Annotated in this window: 22 protein-coding genes; 2 read left to right on the plus strand and 20 right to left on the minus strand. The window is 63.4% G+C overall.

The annotated features are described in order from the left end of the window. Positions 1 to 127 precede the first annotated feature (127 nt). The 9 genes from ABDW57_RS21625 to rpsF all read right to left on the minus strand — a co-directional run bounded on the left by ABDW57_RS21625 (position 128) and on the right by rpsF (position 6,188). A complete protein-coding gene (locus ABDW57_RS21625) occupies positions 128 to 922 on the minus strand; it encodes a metallophosphoesterase (RefSeq protein ID WP_343732222.1) in 795 nt (264 codons plus the stop codon). A 118-nt stretch (positions 923 to 1,040) separates the two neighbouring features. Then, positions 1,041 to 1,424 carry a hypothetical protein gene (locus ABDW57_RS21630; RefSeq protein WP_343732223.1) on the minus strand — a complete coding sequence of 128 codons (384 nt, stop codon included), beginning with the start codon at positions 1,422 to 1,424 and terminating at the stop codon, positions 1,041 to 1,043. Between the two features lie 42 nt (positions 1,425 to 1,466). Then, positions 1,467 to 2,480 (minus strand): inorganic phosphate transporter, encoded by a 1,014-nt coding sequence (locus ABDW57_RS21635; protein WP_343732224.1) that lies wholly within the window; start codon positions 2,478 to 2,480, stop codon positions 1,467 to 1,469. Between the two features lie 18 nt (positions 2,481 to 2,498). Then, positions 2,499 to 3,125, minus strand: a complete 627-nt coding sequence (locus ABDW57_RS21640; RefSeq protein WP_092274038.1) for a DUF47 domain-containing protein — start codon at positions 3,123 to 3,125, stop codon at positions 2,499 to 2,501. Positions 3,126 to 3,186: 61 nt separating this feature from the next. Next, positions 3,187 to 4,572, minus strand: a complete 1,386-nt coding sequence (locus ABDW57_RS21645; RefSeq protein WP_343732225.1) for a replicative DNA helicase — start codon at positions 4,570 to 4,572, stop codon at positions 3,187 to 3,189. Positions 4,573 to 4,694: 122 nt separating this feature from the next. Then, positions 4,695 to 5,147 (minus strand): 50S ribosomal protein L9, encoded by a 453-nt coding sequence (gene rplI / locus ABDW57_RS21650; RefSeq protein WP_343732226.1) that lies wholly within the window; start codon positions 5,145 to 5,147, stop codon positions 4,695 to 4,697. A gap of 27 nt (positions 5,148 to 5,174) precedes the next feature. After that, positions 5,175 to 5,465 carry a 30S ribosomal protein S18 gene (gene rpsR, locus ABDW57_RS21655; protein ID WP_072781043.1) on the minus strand — a complete coding sequence of 97 codons (291 nt, stop codon included), beginning with the start codon at positions 5,463 to 5,465 and terminating at the stop codon, positions 5,175 to 5,177. Between the two features lie 15 nt (positions 5,466 to 5,480). Beyond that, positions 5,481 to 5,786, minus strand: a complete 306-nt coding sequence (priB, locus tag ABDW57_RS21660) for a primosomal replication protein N (protein ID WP_343732360.1) — start codon at positions 5,784 to 5,786, stop codon at positions 5,481 to 5,483. Between the two features lie 21 nt (positions 5,787 to 5,807). Beyond that, positions 5,808 to 6,188 (minus strand): 30S ribosomal protein S6, encoded by a 381-nt coding sequence (gene rpsF, locus ABDW57_RS21665; RefSeq protein WP_343732227.1) that lies wholly within the window; start codon positions 6,186 to 6,188, stop codon positions 5,808 to 5,810. Between the two features lie 162 nt (positions 6,189 to 6,350). On the opposite strand from rpsF, the gene ABDW57_RS21670 reads away from it, so the two are divergent. Together ABDW57_RS21670 and lexA are read left to right on the plus strand one after the other, a co-directional pair. Beyond that, on the plus strand, positions 6,351 to 8,981 hold the full coding sequence (locus ABDW57_RS21670; protein WP_343732228.1) for a DUF5695 domain-containing protein: 2,631 nt from the start codon (positions 6,351 to 6,353) through the stop codon (positions 8,979 to 8,981). 98 nt (positions 8,982 to 9,079) lie between these two features. Beyond that, on the plus strand, positions 9,080 to 9,718 hold the full coding sequence (gene lexA / locus ABDW57_RS21675; RefSeq protein WP_155463348.1) for a transcriptional repressor LexA: 639 nt from the start codon (positions 9,080 to 9,082) through the stop codon (positions 9,716 to 9,718). Here the strand turns inward: lexA and ABDW57_RS21680 are convergent. The 11 genes from ABDW57_RS21680 to truA all read right to left on the minus strand — a co-directional run bounded on the left by ABDW57_RS21680 (position 9,645) and on the right by truA (position 20,314). Next, entirely contained in the window at positions 9,645 to 10,094 is a 450-nt protein-coding gene (locus ABDW57_RS21680) for a hypothetical protein (RefSeq protein WP_343732229.1), read from the minus strand. The genes lexA and ABDW57_RS21680 overlap by 74 nt on opposite strands. Before the next feature lie 2 nt (positions 10,095 to 10,096). Then, entirely contained in the window at positions 10,097 to 11,341 is a 1,245-nt protein-coding gene (locus ABDW57_RS21685) for a cystathionine gamma-synthase family protein (RefSeq protein ID WP_343732230.1), read from the minus strand. 2 nt (positions 11,342 to 11,343) lie between these two features. Further along, the gene (gene purF, locus ABDW57_RS21690) at positions 11,344 to 12,870 is read right to left on the minus strand and encodes an amidophosphoribosyltransferase (RefSeq protein ID WP_176647737.1); all 1,527 of its coding nucleotides are present in this window, start codon (positions 12,868 to 12,870) and stop codon (positions 11,344 to 11,346) included. A gap of 50 nt (positions 12,871 to 12,920) precedes the next feature. Next, on the minus strand, positions 12,921 to 13,409 hold the full coding sequence (locus tag ABDW57_RS21695) for a CvpA family protein (RefSeq protein ID WP_343732231.1): 489 nt from the start codon (positions 13,407 to 13,409) through the stop codon (positions 12,921 to 12,923). 1 nt (position 13,410) lies between these two features. Continuing rightward, positions 13,411 to 14,367, minus strand: coding sequence for an SPOR domain-containing protein (locus tag ABDW57_RS21700; RefSeq protein ID WP_343732232.1), 957 nt, complete (start codon positions 14,365 to 14,367; stop codon positions 13,411 to 13,413). A gap of 22 nt (positions 14,368 to 14,389) precedes the next feature. Next, the gene (gene folC, locus ABDW57_RS21705; RefSeq protein ID WP_343732233.1) at positions 14,390 to 15,679 is read right to left on the minus strand and encodes a bifunctional tetrahydrofolate synthase/dihydrofolate synthase; all 1,290 of its coding nucleotides are present in this window, start codon (positions 15,677 to 15,679) and stop codon (positions 14,390 to 14,392) included. A gap of 81 nt (positions 15,680 to 15,760) precedes the next feature. Continuing rightward, positions 15,761 to 16,633, minus strand: coding sequence for an acetyl-CoA carboxylase, carboxyltransferase subunit beta (gene accD, locus ABDW57_RS21710; RefSeq protein WP_176647733.1), 873 nt, complete (start codon positions 16,631 to 16,633; stop codon positions 15,761 to 15,763). 163 nt (positions 16,634 to 16,796) lie between these two features. Next, positions 16,797 to 17,594, minus strand: a complete 798-nt coding sequence (trpA, locus tag ABDW57_RS21715) for a tryptophan synthase subunit alpha (protein ID WP_343732234.1) — start codon at positions 17,592 to 17,594, stop codon at positions 16,797 to 16,799. A gap of 10 nt (positions 17,595 to 17,604) precedes the next feature. After that, positions 17,605 to 18,825, minus strand: coding sequence for a tryptophan synthase subunit beta (trpB, locus tag ABDW57_RS21720; protein WP_343732235.1), 1,221 nt, complete (start codon positions 18,823 to 18,825; stop codon positions 17,605 to 17,607). After that, positions 18,803 to 19,498 carry a phosphoribosylanthranilate isomerase gene (locus tag ABDW57_RS21725; protein WP_343732236.1) on the minus strand — a complete coding sequence of 232 codons (696 nt, stop codon included), beginning with the start codon at positions 19,496 to 19,498 and terminating at the stop codon, positions 18,803 to 18,805. The genes trpB and ABDW57_RS21725 overlap by 23 nt, the downstream gene beginning before the upstream one ends. Before the next feature lie 12 nt (positions 19,499 to 19,510). Next, a complete protein-coding gene (truA, locus tag ABDW57_RS21730) occupies positions 19,511 to 20,314 on the minus strand; it encodes a tRNA pseudouridine(38-40) synthase TruA (protein ID WP_343732237.1) in 804 nt (267 codons plus the stop codon). Positions 20,315 to 20,334 lie beyond the last annotated feature (20 nt).

Consider the following 20,334-nt stretch of genomic DNA (forward strand, 5'->3'; position numbering starts at 1 on the left):
CCGTGATCAGCGCCGTCATGCATAAACTCGCACACCTCATTTATGGCGTGATCCATACCGGCAAGCCTTTTGATCCCAATTACCTGTCAAAAGGCCTTGCTATTCAAGACGGTATCTGACCCCGACTTTATTGCAGGGTGCAGATGACCAGTTCGGGGTCGGCGTTGATGCGGATCGGGATGCCGCTGCAGCCGACGCCGCGGCTGACGATGAGGTCGCCATTGCCGGAGACCGGGAAGCGCGCATAGTAGAACGGCCGCGATAGCGGGCCTTGCGGCATCACCAGCGGGGTGCCGTTCGGCAGCGCGATCTGGCCGCCGTGGGTGTGGCCGGCAAAGCCGACGTCGTAACGGTGGCCGTTGAGCAGCAGCAGGCCATCCGGCGCGTGCATCAGCAGGATGCGGGTGGCGCTGGCGCCGGCAAAGGTGGCGTCACCATCCGCCACGCCCGTCCACGGGTCATCCATGCCGCACACCGAGACGCTGTCGAACGGCGCCGGCAGCACGACCGCGCGGTTGACCAGCATGTTGACGCCGGCCGCACCAAACAGACGCGCGATTTGCTGGTCGTCGGTGGACAGGTCGTGGTTGCCAAATACGGCGAATTTGCCCAGCGGCGGCTGGCAGGCGGCCAGGCCCGGACACAGCAAGGCGGCGTTGCGCGCCGGACCGGTGACGTAGTCGCCGCCCAGCAGCAGCACGTCCGGCTGCTCTTCGGCGATCCTGGCGAACAGATCGGCAAAGATGGCCGGATGGGTCGGGCGGCCGGCGTGGAAGTCGGAGGCAAAGCCGATTTTCAGCGGCCGTGGCAGGCGCCGCTCGGCCGGCAGTGTGACGCTGTAGCGGGTGACGCCCATGCGGCCGTGCAGCCCGCAGTGGTAGCTCAGGGCGCTGACCAGGCCGCCCAGCGTGGCCAGGTCCATGACGGCCTCCAGGCCTTGGCGGAAGCAGGAGTAACGCTTGCTGCGGGGAGGAGGCATATGGATCAGGCTGGTTTAAAAAACGAACCCGGGATGATAGCGCATTCTGGCGCCAGCCGCGCTATAAAGCGGCATCTGTCAGTACCGATGGCCGCAGCGCGCGCATGCGCACTTCGCTGAAGTAGCCGCCAGCCTCGGTGTAGCGCAGGTAGTGGCGGCTGCACCTGACGCAGCGCACAACCTGGCTGCGGTTACAGGGGAAGTAGCGCGGCGCGATCGGCGCGTCGTCGCTGTCGTAGCGGCTGCCGTGCGGATGGTATTCCGCAAACGTCGGCTCGGCATAGGGATCGTCGACCAGCGTCGCCACCTCTGCAAACTGGTCCAGCGCCAGCGTCAGCGGCACGGCCCGCCAGGCCAGCAGCGCGGCGGCGTGACAGCTGCACGGTGCGGTCACCGCGGCCGACTGCTCCGCCAACTGCCGCACATCCTCAAAACTGATTGCCATGATCTTCCGCTATCAAAAAAGGGAGCCGCAGCTCCCTTGGTGTTACATGATGTGGTGCCCGATCCACCAGGCGATCGCGGCCACGAAGGCCGAGGCCGGAATGGTGAAGATCCACGCCCACACGATGTTGCCCGCCACGCCCCAGCGCACCGCCGACATTTTCTGGGCCGAGCCGACGCCGACAATCGCGCCGGTGATGGTGTGGGTGGTCGACACCGGCACGCCCAGCGCGGTGGCGGTGAACAGGGTGATGGCGCCGCCGGTCTCGGCGCAGAAGCCGCCCACCGGTTTCAGCTTGGTGATTTTCTGGCCCATGGTTTTCACGATGCGCCAGCCGCCAAACAGGGTGCCGAACGAGATCGCGGTGTAGCACGAGACGATCACCCACAGCGGCGGCTCTTTGGCGCCGGCGGTCGAGTAGCCGGCCGCGATCAGCAGCATCCAGATGATGCCGATGGTTTTCTGGGCGTCATTGCCGCCGTGGCCGAGGCTGTAGGATGCGGCCGAGAATAGTTGCAGGCGGCGGAACCATTTGTCGACCCGGCGCGGGGTCGAGCGCACGAAGATCCACGATACGATCAACATCATCAGCGAGCCGAACAGGAAGCCCAGCAGCGGCGACAGCACGATGAATACGACGGTCTTGATCAGGCCGGCCGAGATCAGCGCGCCGGTGCCGCTCTTGGCCACGGCCGCGCCCACCAGGCCGCCGATCAGCGCGTGCGACGACGACGACGGGATGCCGTAGTACCAGGTCACGATATTCCACACGATGGCGCCGGTCAGCGCGCCAAAGATGACGTACTGGTCGACCACGCCGGGGTCGATGGTGCCCTTGCCGACCGTGGCGGCCACGGTCAGCTGGTGGAACACGAAGATGGCGACAAAGTTGAACAGGGCCGCCATGGCAACGGCGGTTTGCGGCTTGAGCACGCCGGTCGAGACCACGGTGGCGATCGCGTTGGCGGCGTCATGGAAGCCGTTCATGAAGTCAAATATCAGGGCCAGGGCAATCAGCATGCCCAGCACGTAGATACTGATTTGTAGGGTTTGCATGGGTACTCGTCTTTGTAATTATGCGTTTTCGACGATGATGCCTTCGATGATGTTGGCCACATCTTCGCAACGGTCGGTCACGGTTTCCAGGATTTCGTAGATGGCCTTCATCTTGATCAGGTTGCGCACATCCGGCTCGTCGCGGAACAGCTTGGACATGGCGGCGCGCATGACGTGGTCGGCGTCCGATTCGAGGCGGTCGATCTCTTCGCAGATCGACACGATCTGCCGCGAATTGTCCATATTGTGCAGCATCGATACCGCTTCTTTCAGCTTTTCGGTGCAGGCCAGCACCAGCTCGGCCAGGCGCTTGGCTTCCGGCGTGACCGAGTGCAGGTCGTACAGCGAGACGGTCTGGGCCGCGTCTTCCAGCAGGTCCAGGATGTCGTCCTGGCGGGTGATCAGCTTGTGGATGTCGTCGCGGTCGATCGGCGTGATGAAGGTCTTGTGCAGCATGTCCACCGTCTGGTAGGTGATCTTGTCGGCTTGCTTTTCGATGCTTTCAATCGCGTGCACGCGGTTTTCCAGGTCATCGAAATTGGACATCAGGCCCACCATTTCTTTCGCGCCTTTGACGCACAGCTCGGCGTGCTGATTAAACAGGTCAAAGAATTTGCCCTCGGTGGGCATCAAACGTCCAAACATATTTTTCTCCGTTTTATTACTACTGCAGATCGCCAGCCGATGGATCGGGCCGGCGCAAGGATTAGTCGCCCTGGTAGATAGACAGGTTACCGACGTAATTGCCAAACTTGGTGTACTGGCCGATCCAGGTCAGACGTACCGCGCCGATCGGGCCGTTACGCTGCTTACCGATAATGATCTCGGCCGTTCCCTTATCGGGCGAGTCCGGGTTATAGACTTCGTCGCGATACAGGAAAATGATGACGTCCGCATCCTGCTCGATAGCGCCGGATTCGCGCAGGTCGGACATGACGGGCCGTTTGTTGGGGCGTTGTTCCAGCGAGCGGTTCAGCTGCGACAGCGCGATCACCGGGCAGCCCAGCTCCTTGGCCAGGCCTTTCAGCGAGCGCGAGATCTCCGAAATCTCGGAGGCGCGGTTGTCGCCGGCCTTGGAACCCTGCATCAGCTGCAGGTAGTCGACAATGATCAGGCCGAGCTTGCCGCACTGGCGCGCCAGACGGCGCGCGCGGGCGCGCATCTCGATCGGGTTCAGTGCCGGGGTTTCGTCGATGAACAACTGGGCGTCGTTCATCTTCTGGATGGCGTGCGTCAGGCGCGGCCAGTCCTCGTCGTTCAGGCGGCCGGTGCGCAGGCGATGCTGGTCCAGCTGGCCCACCGAACCGAGCATACGCATGGCCAGCTGGGCGCCGCCCATCTCCATCGAGAATACCGCCACCGGCAGGCCGGCTTCGATCGCCACGTTTTCACCGATGTTGACCGAGAACGCGGTCTTGCCCATCGAAGGACGGCCGGCCACGATCACCAGGTCGCCCGGCTGCAGGCCGGAAGTCATGCGGTCGAGGTCGATGAAGCCGGTCGGCACGCCGGTGATCTCGGACTGGTTGTCGCGCGAGTACAGCTCGTCGATGCGCTCGACCACCTGGGTCAGCAGCGGCTGCACCGCCAGCCAGCCGGCGGCGCCGCGCGCGCCCTGCTCGGCAATGGCGAAGATGCGCGACTCGGCCTCGTCCAGGATTTCCTTGGTTTCCTTGCCCTGCGGGCTGAAGGCCTGGCCGGAAATGTCGTCGGCCACGGTGATCAGCTGGCGCAGCACCGAGCGGTCGCGCACGATCTCGGCATAGCGGCGGATGTTGGCCGCCGACGGCGTGTTCTGCGCCATGGCGTTCAGGTAGGCCAGGCCGCCGACGTCGTCGGCCTTGCCCAGCTGGGTCAGGTTCTCGAACACGGTGATCACGTCGGCCGGTTTGGACGAGTTGATCATGCGCACGATCTGTTCGAAGATGATGCGGTGGTCGTAGCGGTAGAAGTCTTCCGGCTGCATCATGTCGGCAATACGGTCGAACGCCGCGTTATCGCGCAGCAGACCGCCGATGACGGACTGTTCTGCTTCGATGGAATGCGGCGGGACGCGGAGCGACTCGACTTGCGGATCGGAGGGGGCGTTCATGGCGCGAATTATACCTGCTTGTGCCGGACTACAAAATTTATGACGAGAAAAAAGCCGGGGCGGAGCCCGGCTTTTTTCAAGGGTGTTGCAAAACTCGACAGGCGTTGCCGCCCGGTCAAGTCTTAGGCAGCTTCGCCTACAACGGCAACGGTTACTTCTGCCACCACGTCGGTGTGCAGCGCAACGCTGACTGGGAACTCGCCCACGGTCTTCAGCGGACCGGTTGGCAGACGCACAGCGGCTTTTTCAACAGCGAAACCTGCTTTGGTCAGGGCTTCAGCAATGTCGAAGTTGGTTACCGAACCGAACAGACGGCCGTCAACGCCGGCTTTCTGCGACACGGTCACGGTCATGCCGTTCAGTTTTTCGCCCTGGGCTTGGGCAGCGGCCAGCTTGGCGGCAGCAGCTTTTTCCAGTTCAGCGCGCTTGGCTTCGAATTCCTCGATGGCAGCGGCGGTAGCGCGGCGGGCCATTTTTTGCGGGATCAGGAAGTTACGTGCGTAGCCGTCTTTGACTTTAACGACTTCACCCAGGTTGCCCAGGTTGACAACTTTTTCCAACAGAATGATTTGCATAGTTCTTCTCCAGTTTCTCTGCCGCGATTAGGCGTTGTGCAGATCGGTGTACGGCAGCAGGGCCAGGTAACGCGCGCGCTTGATCGCGGTGTCAACTTGACGCTGGTAGTGGGCTTTGGTGCCGGTCAGACGTGCTGGCATGATTTTGCCGTTTTCCTGGATGAAGTCTTTCAGGGTGTCTACGTCTTTGTAGTCTACCTGCTCAACGCCAGCGGCGGTGAAGCGGCAGAACTTCTTGCGCTTGAACAGTGGGTTTTGTTGCTTGCGCTTTTCTTTCAGCTTGAGCTTGTTTTTGTCGAACTTTTTACCGAATGCCATTTTAGGCTCCTGTATTTAAATTGAGCTGTCTTGGACAGCACTAAAATCAATGATGTGAAACACCAGGCTTTTGCTATTGCGGCTTTTCTTGTTGAGAAAACCGGTGAACTGATACATGCCTCCCAGCGGCGCCTGATGGAAACGGCCTGAAATTTCGCCCGCCGCAACGGCGGACACTTCAAACTCGGTCAAACGGGCGATGCCCGCCTCCATCTGCTGCGACCGGTGCTGGAGTACAGCATTCACGATCGGCATGCCGGCCGGGGTGTAACGGATTGCATCCCGCTCGGCGATGAGGGCGATGAACTGGAACTGGTTCAGCGCGGTTCCTTCTCAGGACAATTAAGCGGCTGGAGCAGCAGCGGCAGCTTCTGCGCGGTGCGATTTCGCTGCGTCTTCGCGTTGTACCGACTTCATCATCGGCGAAGGAGCGGTTTCCGCTTTCTTCATCTTGACGGTCAGGTGACGCAGAACGGCATCATTGAATTTGAATGCGGTTTCCAGCTCAACCAGGGTTTCGTTGTCTGCTTCGATGTTCAGGCAGATGTAGTGGGCTTTCGCCAGTTTCTGGATTGGGTAAGCCATTTGACGACGGCCCCAATCTTCCACACGGTGCACGGCGCCGCCGCGGGTCGTTACGGTGGTTTTGTAACGCTCGATCATGGCGGGCACTTGCTCGCTCTGGTCCGGGTGGACGATAAATACGATTTCGTAGTGACGCATGTATAACTCCCTTAAGGACTTGATAAATAGCCCACCCTGGCGTCAAGACAGGTGTGGGAAGAGGTAAGCCCGCGACTATAGCAGCTTTTGCAGCAGAAATCCAGCATCGCGTTGCGGCGGCGGCAATGCTACTATCGTGTTGCACTTTTAACAGGATTGCCCATGAAATCACTTGTCATTGCCACCTTGATCGCCCTGCCCGCGCTTGCCATCGGCCAGGCCTACAGCACGCCGCAGTTGCTGCTGGCCCTGCGCAGCGACACGCAAACGCTGGCGCGCCTGACGCCGGTGGCCGATCCGGCCTTTGATTTCGTGCCCGGCACGCGCGCGGCCGAGCGGCGCGGCAATGGCTATGCCCATGTCGGCGATCTCAATTTGCGGCTGCGCAGCGGCGACGGCGCCTGGCAGGATTATTCCTCCTCGCGCGCCCGCAAGCCGGTGCGCATCCTGCCGGCCGGCCGGGCGCTGGCGGCAGCCGACATCAGCGCCACCATGGGCGCCGGCTTTCCGCTGACGGTGGAGCGGCGCTGGCTGAACGACAAGGGCGCGCTGGTGCTGCGTTTTACCTTGATCAACCGTTCGGCCAGCCCGGTGGAAATTGGCGGCCTGGGGCTGCCAATGGTGTTCGACAACATCATCACCGGCCGCACGCTGGAGCAGGCCCATGCCAGCGCCAGCTTTGCCGATCCCTACATCGGCCGCGACGCCGGCTATGTGCAGGTGACGCGCCTCAACGGCCAAGGCCCTGCCCTGCTGGTGCTGCCGGACGGCCGCACGCCGCTGGAAGCCTGGCGCCCGATCGAAGATGGCAGCAAGCGCGAACAGACCGCTGAAGGCTTTTACGACTGGACCGTGGCCAGCAAGGCCTACGCCGGGACGGACTGGAAGAACGCCGGCGAGCAATGGAACACGCCCACCAGCCTGACCTTGCGGCCCGGTGAACGACGCGAGATCGGCGTGCGCTTCGTCACCGCGCCATCGATCCGCGCCATCGAGCAAACGCTGGTCGCGCAGAAACGGCCGGTGGCGGTTGGCATCCCCGGCTATGTGGTGCCGACCGACATGGAGGCCACGCTCTTCCTGCACAGCTCGCAGAAAGTCGCCAGCATCAGCGCCGGGCCGGCCGGCGCGCTGACCGTCACACCAGTGGGCAGCGGCGGTGGGAACGGCGACTGGGCCGCCCAGGGCTGGCTGCGCTACACCGTGCGTGCGCAAGGCTGGGGGCCGGCGCGGCTCAGCATTAGCTACGCCGACGGCAGCGTGCAAACCATCAGCTACTTCATCACCAAGCCGCTGCAGCAAGCCGTGGCCGACCTGGGCCGCTTTGCCACCACCCGCCAATGGTTCGACGACCGCAACGATCCCTTCCAGCGCGCGCCCGCCATCCTCACCTATGACCGCGACGCCGACCGCATCGTCACCGACGATACCCGTGTATGGATCTCCGGCATGAGCGACGAAGGCGGCGGCGGCAGCTGGGTGGCTGCCATCATGAAGCAGCTGGACAATCCCGATGCCGCCGAAGTCGCCAAGCTGGAACGCCTGGTCAACGACACGGTGGTCGGCAAGCTGCAAGTGGCCGATGGCCCGCAAGCCGGCGCCGTGCGCAAGAGTCTGTTCTACTACGACCCGCAAGCCTTCCCCAATTACTACGATCCGAAGGCCAACTGGGCAACCTGGGCGTCCTGGAGCAAGAAGGACGCTGCCGACCTTGGCCGCGCCTACAACTACCCGCACGTCGCCATCGGCCACTGGGTGTTGTACCGCCTGGCCCGCAACCACGTCGGCCTGGTCACGGCGCACGACTGGCGCTGGTATCTGCAGCAGGCCTACCAGACCGTCGTCGCCATGATGCGCGACGCGCCCGAGTACGCCCAGTTCGGCCTGATGGAAGGCGACGTCTTCATCGACATCCTCAAGGACCTGCAACGGGAAGAGATGCACGCCGAAGCCGCCGACATGGAGCGCCTGATGAAGCAGCGCGCCGACCACTGGCGCACGCTCATCTACCCTTTCGGCAGCGAAATGGCGTGGGACTCCACCGGCCAGGCCGAAGTCTACGCCTGGATGCGCCACTTCGGCTACCAGCCGCAGGCCGACATCACGCGCGAAGTCATCCTCGGCTACGATCCGACAATGCCAAGCTGGGGCTACAACGGCAACGCCCGCCGCTATTGGGACTTCCTGTACGCCGGCAAGACGCCGCGCATCGAACGCCAGATCCACCACTACGGTTCGACCCTGAACGCGGTGCCACTGTTCGAGGCCTACCGCGCCAACCCGTCCGACCTGCACCTGCTGCGCGTGGCCTACGGCGGCCTGCTGGGCGGCATCACCAATATCGACCAGCAGGGCTTTGCCTCGGCCGGCTTCCATGCCTGGCCGGACATGATGCGCTGGGACGCCTACAGCGGCGACTACGGCATGGGCTTCTACGGCCATGCCTACGCCAGCGCCACCTACGTGCTGAACGACCCGACCTTCGGCTGGCTGGCGTTCGGCGCCAATCTGCAGGCCGCAGCCGACGGCAAGCTGCACATCACGCCGAAAGACAGCGCCCGCACGCGCCTGTTCATCGCACCGGAGCGCGCCTGGATCACGCTGGAAGCCGGCAAGTACGACAGTGCCGTCTACGATCCGCGCAGCGGCGCAATCACGCTGCAGCTGGCCGCCAGCACCCCGCACACGCCGCGCGCCCGCATCATCACCGAGCGCGATGGCAAGCGCAGCGAGTACCTGGGCACGCTCTCCGACGGCCCCAACCACTGGACCAGCAGCCGCGCCCGCAACTAAACATGAATTAATTTCGCGTGAAGCAACAAATTCCCTTGCTTTTCGCGTCACACTGTACAAAAATACAGACTGTTCATATACACAGGCTCACTGTACTCATGCTCAAGCTCACTGCACGCCAGGAACAAATCCTGAATCTGATCAAGGACGCCATTGAAAATACCGGCTTCCCGCCGACCCGCGCCGAGATCGCCAACGAACTGGGCTTCAAGTCGGCCAATGCCGCCGAGGAGCATTTGCAGGCCCTGGCGCGCAAGGGCGCGATCGAGATTGCCGCCGGCACTTCGCGCGGCATCCGCCTGCTGGGCGCGCACGCCGAACCGCCGGCGCCGAAAGTGCCGGCCGCGCTGATGATGTCGCTGCCGCTGATCGGCCGCGTGGCTGCCGGCTCGCCGATCCTGGCGCAAGAAAACCTGGAAACCAGCTACAGCGTCGACCCGGCCATGTTTGCCTCCAGGCCGGACTACCTGCTGAAGGTGCGCGGCGAATCGATGCGCGACGCCGGCATCATGGACGGTGACCTGCTGGCGGTGAAAAAAGTGGATAGCGCCAAGAACGGCCAGATCGTGGTGGCCCGCATCGGCAGCGAAGTGACGGTCAAGCGCTACCGCAAGACCGGCTCGACCATCGAGCTGCTGCCGGAAAATCCGGACTTCAAGATCATCAAGGTCGATCCGGAAGCTGACGAGTTTGCACTGGAAGGCCTGGCAGTAGGCCTGATGCGGACCTGGCACTAAGCACCTCCCCCTGCGCCAGCAAGACCAGATCGGCTTGCTGGCGTGCCTCCTGTGCGACCTGCACAAATACCTGACTCATCAATTGCTGCGCGACCGCCAGTTCGGCTTCGCTCATGGCGTCCGCCACTTCCGCCGGAATGGTGCGCCCGACCGGCAGCGCGGCCCGGTAGTTGACCGCAAAGCGGCCGTAGCAGGCCAGCCAGGCGCTGCGTTCTTCGGCCGTGTGCATGGCGCTGGCGGCGCCGCAGTGGAAGCGCGACAGCGCGATGTCGGCGCCGTCGTAGTGGTGGGTGTAGTAGTCGATTTCAAGCCGGTGATCGCCAGCCTGGGCTGCGGCGGCTGCCGCCAACAGGCTGGTGGCGATCAGCGTTCTCATCGTCAGCAGCCTTCGAGGGCGGTGCAGAAGTCGTCCAGCAGGTCGTCGGTGTCTTCGATGCCCACCGAGACGCGGATCAGCGATTCGGCAATGCCCATTGATGCCCGGCGCTCGGCGCCCATCTCGTAGAAGATGGTGTGCGCGACCGGGATGATCAGCGTGCGGTTGTCGCCCAGATTCGAGGCCGGGATCGCCAGCTTGAGGCGGTTCAGGAAGTCGAAGCAGTCCAGACCATCCTTCAGCTCAAAGCTCAGCAGCGAACCATGGGCGCGGAACAGTTCCGCGCTGATGCCGTGCTGCGGGTGCGATTGCAGGCCCGGATAGTAGACCGCGGCGACGCGTTCATCCTTCTCCAGCATTTCCGCCAGCGCCAGCGCGTTGGCGGTGGTGCGCTGCATGCGCAGCGCCAGCGTTTCGGCGCCGACAGCGATGTGGTGGGCGGCGTCCGGCGCCAGCGAGGAGCCGAAGTCGCGCAGCGCCTTGGCGCGGATCTGCGCCAGGCCCCACTGCAGCGGCGCGGCTTTCTTGTAGTTCTCGTAGATGTTCGGGAAGCGGGTCCAGTCATAGGCGCCGGTATCGGTGATGCTGCCGCCGAGCGCGTTGCCGTGGCCGCCGATCGACTTGGTCAGGGCGTTGACCACCAGGCCGGCATGCACCGACTTGGGCTGGAACAGATACGGCGTGGTCATGGTGTTGTCCACCACGTACAGGATGCCGCGCGCCTTGCACAGTTCACCGATGCGCTTCAGGTCCGCCACTTGCGTGCGCGGGTTGGCGATGGTTTCGACAAACACCACGCGGGTGCTGTCGGTGATCGCCGCTTCGACATTGGCCACGTCGGTGGCGTCCACGAAGGACACGCCGATGCCCTGGCTCATGGCGGTCTGCCACAGGCTGTTGGTGTTACCGAACAAGAAGGACGAGGACACCACATGGTCGCCGGCGCGCAGCAGCGCCTGTACCACGGCGCCGATCGCGCCCATGCCGGTGGCGAAGCAGATGGTGCCGACGCCCTGCTCCATCTTGGTGACCTTCTCTTCCAGCGCCGAGATGGTCGGGTTGCCCTGGCGGCCGTAGCGGAAGCCCGGCTCCTTGCCCTGGAAGACCGAGGCCAGCTGGCGCGCGTCGGCGTAGCCGAAGGCCACCGAGGTGTGGATCGGCTTGTGCAGCGAACCGTGCTCGATGCCCTTCTGGCGGTCGCCGTGGAGGATGGTGGTGGTGAAACCGTAGTTCTTCTTGTCGCTCATGGTTACGCTTCGGTGGCCGCCAGGTTCAGGTTCAGCTGCGTGCGGGCCGCATCTTCCGGCACCTTGGCCTTGGTCGGGTTGTGACGGGCATATTCCAGCTTGTCCAGATACTCCTTGGTCACGTCGCCGGTCACGTACACGCCGTCAAAGCACGACGCCTCGAAGTTCTTCAGCGCCGGATTCACGTCCGAAATGGCGCGCTTGAGCGCGTCGATATCCTGGTACACCAGCGCATCGGCGGTGATTTCGCGGCACACTTCCTCCACGGTGCGGCCATGGGCGATCAGCTCGTCGCGGGTCGGCATGTCGATGCCGTACACGTTCGGGTAGATCACCGGCGGCGCGGCCGAGGCGAAGATGACCTTCTTGGCGCCGGAGTCGCGCGCCATCTGCACGATCTCGCGGCTGGTGGTGCCGCGCACGATGGAGTCATCCACCAGCAGCACCACCTTGTCCTTGAATTCATCCGGAATCGCGTTCAGCTTCTGGCGCACGGACTTCTTGCGCGCGGCCTGGCCCGGCATGATGAAGGTGCGGCCGATGTAGCGGTTCTTGATGAAGCCTTCGCGGTATTCCACATTCAGCGCCAGCGCCAGCTGGATCGCCGCCGGACGCGACGAGTCCGGAATCGGCATCACCACGTCGATCTTCATGTCTTTCAGTTCGCGCTTGATCTTCTCGGCCAGGTACTCGCCCATTTTCAGGCGGGTGGCGTACACCGAGGCGCCGTCGATGACCGAGTCAGGACGCGCCAGGTAGACATACTCGAACACGCATGGGTTCAGGGTGGGATTGTCGGCGCACTGGCGCGCGTGCAACTGCTTGTCGGCGTCGATGAACACCGCTTCGCCCGGCGCGATGTCGCGCACGAAGCGGAAGCCCATGCCTTCCAGCGCCACCGATTCCGAGGCGATCAGGTATTCCACGCCTTCCGGGGTTTCATTGATGCCCAGGCACAGCGGACGGATGCCGAACGGATCGCGGAAGGCCAGCAGGCCGACGCCGGCGATCTGCGCCACCGCAGCATAGCCGCCGCGCACGCGACGGTGCAGCACGGTGACGGCGTTGAAGATGGCGTCCGCATCCAGCGTCAGGCCGGTGGTGCTCTTTTGCAGCTCGTGCGCCAGCACGTTCAGCAGCACTTCCGAGTCGGAGTCGGTATTGATGTGGCGGCGGTCGTTCTTGAACATCTCCTGCTTGAGCTGTTCCCAGTTGGTCAGGTTGCCGTTGTGCGCCAGCGTGATGCCGAACGGGGCGTTGACGTAGAACGGCTGCGCTTCTTCCTCGCTTGACGAGCCGGCGGTTGGGTAGCGGCAGTGGCCGATACCGGAATTGCCTTGCAGCGTACGCATGTTACGCGTACGGAAAACGTCGCGCACCAGGCCGTTGGCCTTGTGCATGGCGAACATGCTGCTGTGATTGGTCGCGATACCCGCCGCATCCTGGCCGCGGTGCTGCAACAGCAGCAAGGCGTCATACAGCATTTGGTTGACAGGTTGATGGGAGACGACGCCGACGATGCCACACATGATGATGCTCCTGGACTGGACTACAGATTAAAAACGCAGATTTAAAGAATTCAAAAATTAACATGCTGCGCCATCGCAGCGGGAAGGTACTGCTTGACCATGCGAGCACCCTGCTCGGCGTATGGACTCAAGACCGCGTGCCTCCAGAAATCCTGCTTCGGCAAGGACGTCATCCCGCTTAAGATGACGGCTGCCAACACAATTACAAGCCCGCGCGCCACGCCAAACACGGCGCCCAGTGCGCGGTCGATGAAGCTGAGGCCACCCGCGTCCAGCAAGGCGTCCAGCGCCAGCGACAACAGGCCCATTAAAATCCGCGCACCGATAAACAGTGCGATAAAGGCAATGATCAGCCGCAGCACCTCGCCCGGCACCACCTCCGGCAGCATCGGCGCCAGCACCGCCGCGTAGGCGTTGGCCACCACAAAGGCGATGATCCAGCTCAGCACCGACAACACTTCCTTCACCAGCCCGCGCACTACGCCGATGATGACCGACGTGACCAGCACGAAAATGACCAGGTAATCGAAGAGCGTCACGTCAGACGGTTTCCAGACGGCCGCTCAAGCCCATGCTGCTCAGCTTGGCCTTGACCTTCTCGGCTTCTTCCTTGCTGGTGAACGGCCCCACGCGCACGCGGGTGATGTCGCCCGACGGCGTTTTCTGCGTGAAGGAGCTGATCCCGGCGTTTTTCAGTTTGGCGCGCAATTCCTCCACCTTGGCCTGGTCGCTCAGGGCGGCCACCTGCAGCACGAATTTTTCACCGCTGGCGGCCGGCTTGCCTTCCAGGATGGCCAGCGCGCGCGCGTCTTCGCTCTTGGCGGCCGCCGCCGGCTTCGGCTCCGCCGCCTTGGCCTTGGCTTCCGCCAGCTTGCGCTCGGCTTCCTGTTTTTCGGCTTTCAGTTTGGCGTCGGCCTTGGCCTCGGCTTGCTTGCGTTCGAGTTCCTGCTTGTAGTCGGCTTCCTGGCGCGCTTTCAGTTCGCGCTCCGCTTTGGCGTCGGCCTGGGCTTGCGCCCTGGCTTTGGCCTCGGCTTCCTGCTTGGCGGTGTCGACCGCTGGTGCGGCGGGTGCGGCCGGCTTGGCGGCCGGTTTCACATCCTCGACGATTTCTTCCTTGCTATCGAGCGCGGCCTGGGCCGGCACCGGCGCCGGCGCGGTCACCGCAGCGGCCGGCTTGTCCTTGGATGGAATTTTGATATCGATGTCGGACGACAGCGGCTTGGGCTCGGAATCCAGCACCATCGGCAGGCCGACGGCCACGGCCAGCGCCAGCGCGATCGCCCCCACCAAGCGGCGGCGTGCGCGTTTCTTTTCCGGCAACACAGCATCATCCTCTTCACGCTCGCGCGTGCGGCGCCTGGTGGCGCCGCCGTCGGCCGACGAGGCGCGCTTGGCGCGGGCGCGTTCAGTCGCTGCCCGGTCATCTGCGCTGGTGTAATAGCCGCTGTCTTGACCAGCGTCTTGCTTGTTTTTACCGAGTTTCGAGAACAAGCCCATGCGTGATTTCAGTCCTGTGCGTTCAGTGGAGTGCGGATTTTCGCGCCGCCATGACACCGGCGACGGTCAGGAAAGATCCAAAGACCACAATTCTATCATCCTCACCGGCCCGGCTGATGGCATTTGCGTACGCCGCCCCCGGATCATCGAACACGTTGATGGTGCGTTCGTCGCGTTCCGGCTGCACCAGCTGCACCTTGGCCGCCAGTTCGGAGGCGCTGGCCGAGCGCGGCGACGGCAAGGTCGCCAGGCACCAGTGGTCCACATGCTCGGACATGGCGGCGATCACGCCATCGATATCCTTGTCGTGCATGGAGCCGAACACGGCATAGGTGTAGCGGTGGAAGCCCATGTTGCCGAGGTTCTGGTTCAGGGCTGCGGCGGCGTGCGGGTTGTGGGCGACGTCAAGGATGATGGTCGGACGGCCCGGCAGCACCTGGAAGCGGCCCGGCAGCTCCACCGTCACCAGCCCGGTGCGCACCTCCTGCGCGCCCACCGGCAGCACCAGCTTGAGCGCTTCCAGCGCGGCCAGGGCGGCGCAGGCGTTCAGGATCTGGTTGGCGCCGCGCAGGCTCGGATAGGCCAGCGAGTTGCGGCGCTGGCCGCGGCCGCCGTAGCTCCACTGCTGCTTGTCGCCGGAGTAGTTGAAATCGCGGCCCATCAGCCACAGGTCGGCGCCGATGGCGTTGGCGTGGTCGATCAGCGATTGCGGCGGCACCGGGTCCGAGCAGATCGCGGTTTTACCGGCGCGGAAGATGCCGGCTTTCTCGAAGCCGATCTTTTCGCGCGTGTCGCCCAGGTAGTCGGTGTGGTCGATGTCGACGCTGGTGACGATGGCCACGTCGGCGTCAATGATATTGACCGCGTCCAGGCGGCCGCCCAGCCCTACTTCCAGGATGACCACATCCATGCCGGCTTCCGACAGCAGCTTCATGATGGCCAGCGTGGTGAATTCGAAATACGTCAGCGACGTGTCGCCGCGCGCCGCCTCCACCGCATTGAACGCGGCCACCAGCGTCTCGTCGCTGGCCATGTCGCCGTTGATGCGGGCGCGCTCGTTAAAATCGAGGAAGTGCGGCTTGATGTACAGGCCCACCTTGTAGCCGGCGCGCATCAGCACCGATTCCAGCATGGCGCAGGTCGATCCCTTGCCGTTGGTGCCAGCCACCATGATGGTCGGGCAGCTAAAGCTCAGCTGCAGGCGTTCCTTGACGGCGAGAACGCGGTCCAGGCCCATATTGATGACGGTTTCGGCATGGCGCGATTCAAGCAGCGCAAGCCAGGCGGGCAAAGTAGTTGGGAGGTTCGACATGATGGTGACTCTGAAATGAAAACGGCGCGCAGGCCGGATGATATCCGATTGCGCGCCGCAGCGTGAGAACGTAGCCGTTTTTTAGGCCAGCACTTCCACCGGCTGATTTTGCAGCAGTGCCAGCAGGCGGGCGATTTCCTCGCGCATCTTGCGGCGGTCGACGATCATGTCGACGGCGCCCTTCTGCACCAGGAACTCGGCGCGCTGGAAGCCTTCCGGCAGCTTTTCACGCACGGTGTTCTCGATCACGCGCGGGCCGGCGAAGCCGATCAGGGCCTTCGGTTCAGCGATCACCACGTCGCCCATGAAGGCGAACGAGGCGGACACGCCGCCCATGGTCGGGTCGGTCAGCACGCTGATGAACGGCAGTTTCTTTTCCGACAACTTGGTCAGCATGGCGGTGGTTTTGGCCATCTGCATCAGCGACAGCAGGCCTTCCTGCATGCGGGCGCCGCCGGTGGCGGTGATGCAAATGAACGGCACTTTCTGCTCCAGCGCCATCTGCGCGCCGCGCACGAAGCGCTCGCCCACCACCGAGCCCATGGAACCGCCCATGAATTCGAATTCGAAGCAGGCCACCACGGCCGGCAGGCTCATGATGGAGCCGCCCATGACGATCAGCGCATCGGTCTCGCCGGTGGCTTCCATCGCTTGCTTGAGGCGGTCGGGGTATTTCTTGCTGTCCTTGAACTTCAGGGTATCGACCGGCAGGGTATCCATGCCGATTTCATAACGGCCGCCGGCGTCGAACAGGCTGTCGAGGCGCTCGCGGGCGCGGATGCGCATATGGTGATCGCATTTGGGGCAAACGTGCAGGTTCGACTCCAGGTCGGTGCGGTACAGCACGGCTTCACACGATGGGCATTTGACCCACAGGCCTTCCGGCATGGTCTTGCGCGCGCCCGCGTCGGAACGCTGGATACGTGGGGGCAGCAGTTTTTCCAACCAACTCATACATTCTCCTTGCAGCTAACTCGTGGCCCGAAGTGTAGCCGTTTCTCGCCCCCCTGTCGAACTTTAGAGGAAATCCACTACTTAATCGACATTATTTCAAGATAGTCAAGTTTAAGGATTTTTCAAGGGGCGCCACAGCGGCGCCCCTCGCCACTTATCGCGCTTACGCGTCGAGAGCGGTGCGGATGGAGGTGGTGAAGGCCTGGACGGCGGCGACCGCGCCATCCTTGCCGGCGCTTTCAATTTCTTGAATGATGCGGCTGCCGATCACCACCGCATCGGCCACCTCGGCCACGGCGCGCGCGGTGGCGCCGTCGCGGATGCCGAAGCCGACGCCGACCGGCAATTTCACGTGCTTGCGGATGGCTTGCAGGCGCTTGGCCACATCGACCGTGTCGATATTGCCGGCGCCGGTCACGCCTTTCAGCGAGACGTAGTAGCTGAAGCCGCCGCCCACCTTGGCCACCTGCTCGATGCGTTTTTCGGTCGAGGTCGGCGCCAGCAGGAAGATCAGATCCAGCCCGGCCGCGCGCATGGCGGCGGCGAACTCCTCGCACTCTTCCGGCGGGTAGTCCACCACAATCGCGCCGTCCGCGCCCACCGCCACCGACTGCCCGATGAAGGCCTCGGCGCCGATGCGTTCGATCGGGTTGGCATAGCCCATCAGCACCACCGGCGTGGTCTGGTTGGTCTTGCGGAATTCGGCCACATAGTTGAATACGTCGTGGATGCCGACGCCGTTGGCCAGCGCACGTTCGCAGGCGCGCTGGATCACCGGGCCTTCGGCCATCGGATCGGAAAACGGCACGCCCAGCTCGATGATGTCGGCGCCGCCGGCCACCAGGGCGTGCATCAGCGGCACGGTGGATTCCCGGCCCGGATCGCCGGCAGTGATGAAAGTGACGAGCGCGGTCTTGTTTTGCGCTTTCAAAGCGCTGAAGGTTGCTGCAATCTTGGACATGTCGGTTTCCTTAGTTGAAGTTCAGACCCATACGCTCTGCGACCGTATGCATGTCCTTGTCACCCCGGCCCGACAGGTTGGCCAACACAATCTTATCTTTCGGCAGCGTGGCTGCCAGCTTGGCCGCGTAGGCCAGCGCGTGCGACGATTCCAGCGCGGGAATGATGCCCTCGATGTGGCAGGAATCGTGGAAAGCCTTCAGCGCTTCCTCGTCCGTGATCGAGACGTACTCGGCACGGCCGCTATCCTTCAAATAGGCGTGCTCCGGGCCGACGCCCGGATAGTCCAGGCCAGCCGAGACCGAATGGGTCTCGATGATCTGGCCGTTCGCATCCTGCAGCAGATAGGTGCGGTTGCCGTGCAGGACGCCCGGATAGCCCTTGGTCAGCGAGGCCGCGTGCTTGTCGCCGTCCAGGCCCTCGCCGGCTGCTTCCACGCCCACCAGCTTCACGCCGGGCTGGTCGATGTACGGGTAGAAGATGCCCATGGCGTTGGAGCCGCCGCCGATGCACGCCACCACGTAGTCCGGCTGACGGCCGGCCAGTTCCGGCATCTGCACCAGACATTCCTCGCCGATCACCGACTGGAAGTCGCGCACCAGCATAGGATACGGATGCGGGCCGGCCACGGTGCCGATGATGTAGAAGGTGTTTTCAATGTTGGTGACCCAGTCGCGCATGGCTTCGTTCAGCGCGTCCTTCAGCGTCTTGGAGCCGGATTCCACCGGCACCACGGTCGCGCCCAGCAGCTTCATGCGGTAGACGTTCTGCGCCTGGCGCTTGACGTCCTCGCTGCCCATGTACACCACGCACTCCAGGCCGAAACGCGCGCAGATGGTGGCGGTGGCCACGCCGTGCTGGCCGGCGCCGGTCTCGGCGATGATGCGCGGCTTGCCCATGCGCTTGGCCAGCAGTGCCTGGCCGATCACATTGTTGATCTTGTGGGCGCCGGTGTGGTTCAGGTCTTCGCGCTTGAAGTAGATTTGCGCGCCGCCGGCCAGCTCGGACCAGCGCTTGGCGTGATAAATCGGCGACGGGCGGCCGACGAAGTGCTTCAGCTCGTAGCGGAACTCTTCCAGGAATTCCGGGTCCTTGCTGTACTTGGCATAGGCCTCATTCAGTTCGGACAGGGCGTAAGTCAGGGTTTCCGCGACGAAACTGCCGCCGTAGGGGCCAAAGTGGCCTTTGGCGTCGGGTAATTCGTAGTCTTTAGCGTGGAACAGCGCTTTCATGATGGGTTTCGCTTTCGATGAGAGTATCTCCAGCCCGCACCGCCGCGACAAAGTCGGCGATCTTGCGGGCATCCTTGATCCCCTTGGCCGCTTCGACACCGGAACTGATGTCGACCGCGTAGGGGCGTACACTGTCCACCGCGTCAGTCGCGTTGTGTACGCTCAAGCCACCACTCAAAACGACCCGAGGCGCGAGATCTTTTGGAACGAGAGACCAATCAAAACCCTTTCCTGCGCCACCGTAGGCGTCCACATAGGTATCCAGCAACAGGCTGGTGAACAAGGGACTGGCGGCGCGGTTTGCCTGCTCATATTCTAACAGTTCATCCGGGCGCGTGTCAGGTTTGACGCGGAACACTTTCATATACTGTCGCCCGGCCGCCGCGGCAATGGCGGCGCCCTGCTCCACCGTTTCATCGCCGTGCAATTGCAGCAAAGACAACGGCGCCAGCTTGACGGCCGCCGCCACTTCCTCCGGCGAGGCGTTGACGAACAGGCCGACCGTGGTGATGAACGGCGGCACGCTGCGGATCAGCTCAGCCGCGCGTTCCGGCGTCACATAGCGCGGGCTCTTGGGGTAGAACACGAATCCGATCGCGTCGGCACCCGCAGCCACCACTGCCTGAATGTCTTCCTCGCGGGTCAGGCCGCAGATTTTGATACGGGTGCGCATGCGTCTATCCTTTTAAAACCACGGCAGCTGGCTGGCGGATTCCTGCGGCAGCGCCCATTTTTCATCGTAATCGATCTTGGCCAGGTACAGGCCGTCCGGCATGAAGGTCGGCGCGGCGATCTGGCGGTTCTTTGCCGCCAGCAGCTCGGCCATCCAGTGGACGTCTTCCCGGCCCTGGCCGATGTAGACCAGCGAGCCGACCAGGTTGCGCACCATGTGGTGCAGGAAGGCGTTGGCCTTCAGGGTAAAGATGATCAGGTCGCCCTGGCGGCGGATCTGGATATCATGCATCAGCTTGACCGGCGACTTGGCCTGGCAATGCGCGGCGCGGAAGGTGGTGAAGTCGTGCGTGCCGATCAGCGGCCTGACCGCTTCCTGCATGCGCTCGACGTCCAGCGGGTGATGGTAAAAGCCGGCCCGCCCGTTGAGCAGCGAGGAACGCACCTGGTGGTTGTACAGCACGTAGTGGTAGGTGCGCGCCTGGGCGCTGAAACGAGCGTGGAAGAAGTTGTCCGCGCTCGGATCGCCCTCCAGCTCCTTGGCCCAGCGCACGCCGATCGACGGCGGCAGGAAGGCGTTGACGCCACGCACCCAGGCATGCGGCAGGCGGTTCAGGTCGGTATCGAAATGCACCACCTGCTCGGCGGCGTGCACGCCGGCGTCGGTGCGGCCGGCGCAGGTGGTGGCCAGCGGCACGGTGGCAAACTCCAGCAGCGCCTGTTCCAGCTTGTCCTGCACGGTCAGGCCGTGGTCCTGCTTCTGGTAACCGTGCCAGGCCTGGCCGTCGTACTGCAGCCCGATTGCGATCCGTTTCACTACTGCCCAATCCAAATGTC

The organism is Duganella sp. (assembly GCF_039595735.1).
GTDB lineage: Bacteria > Pseudomonadota > Gammaproteobacteria > Burkholderiales > Burkholderiaceae_D > Rugamonas.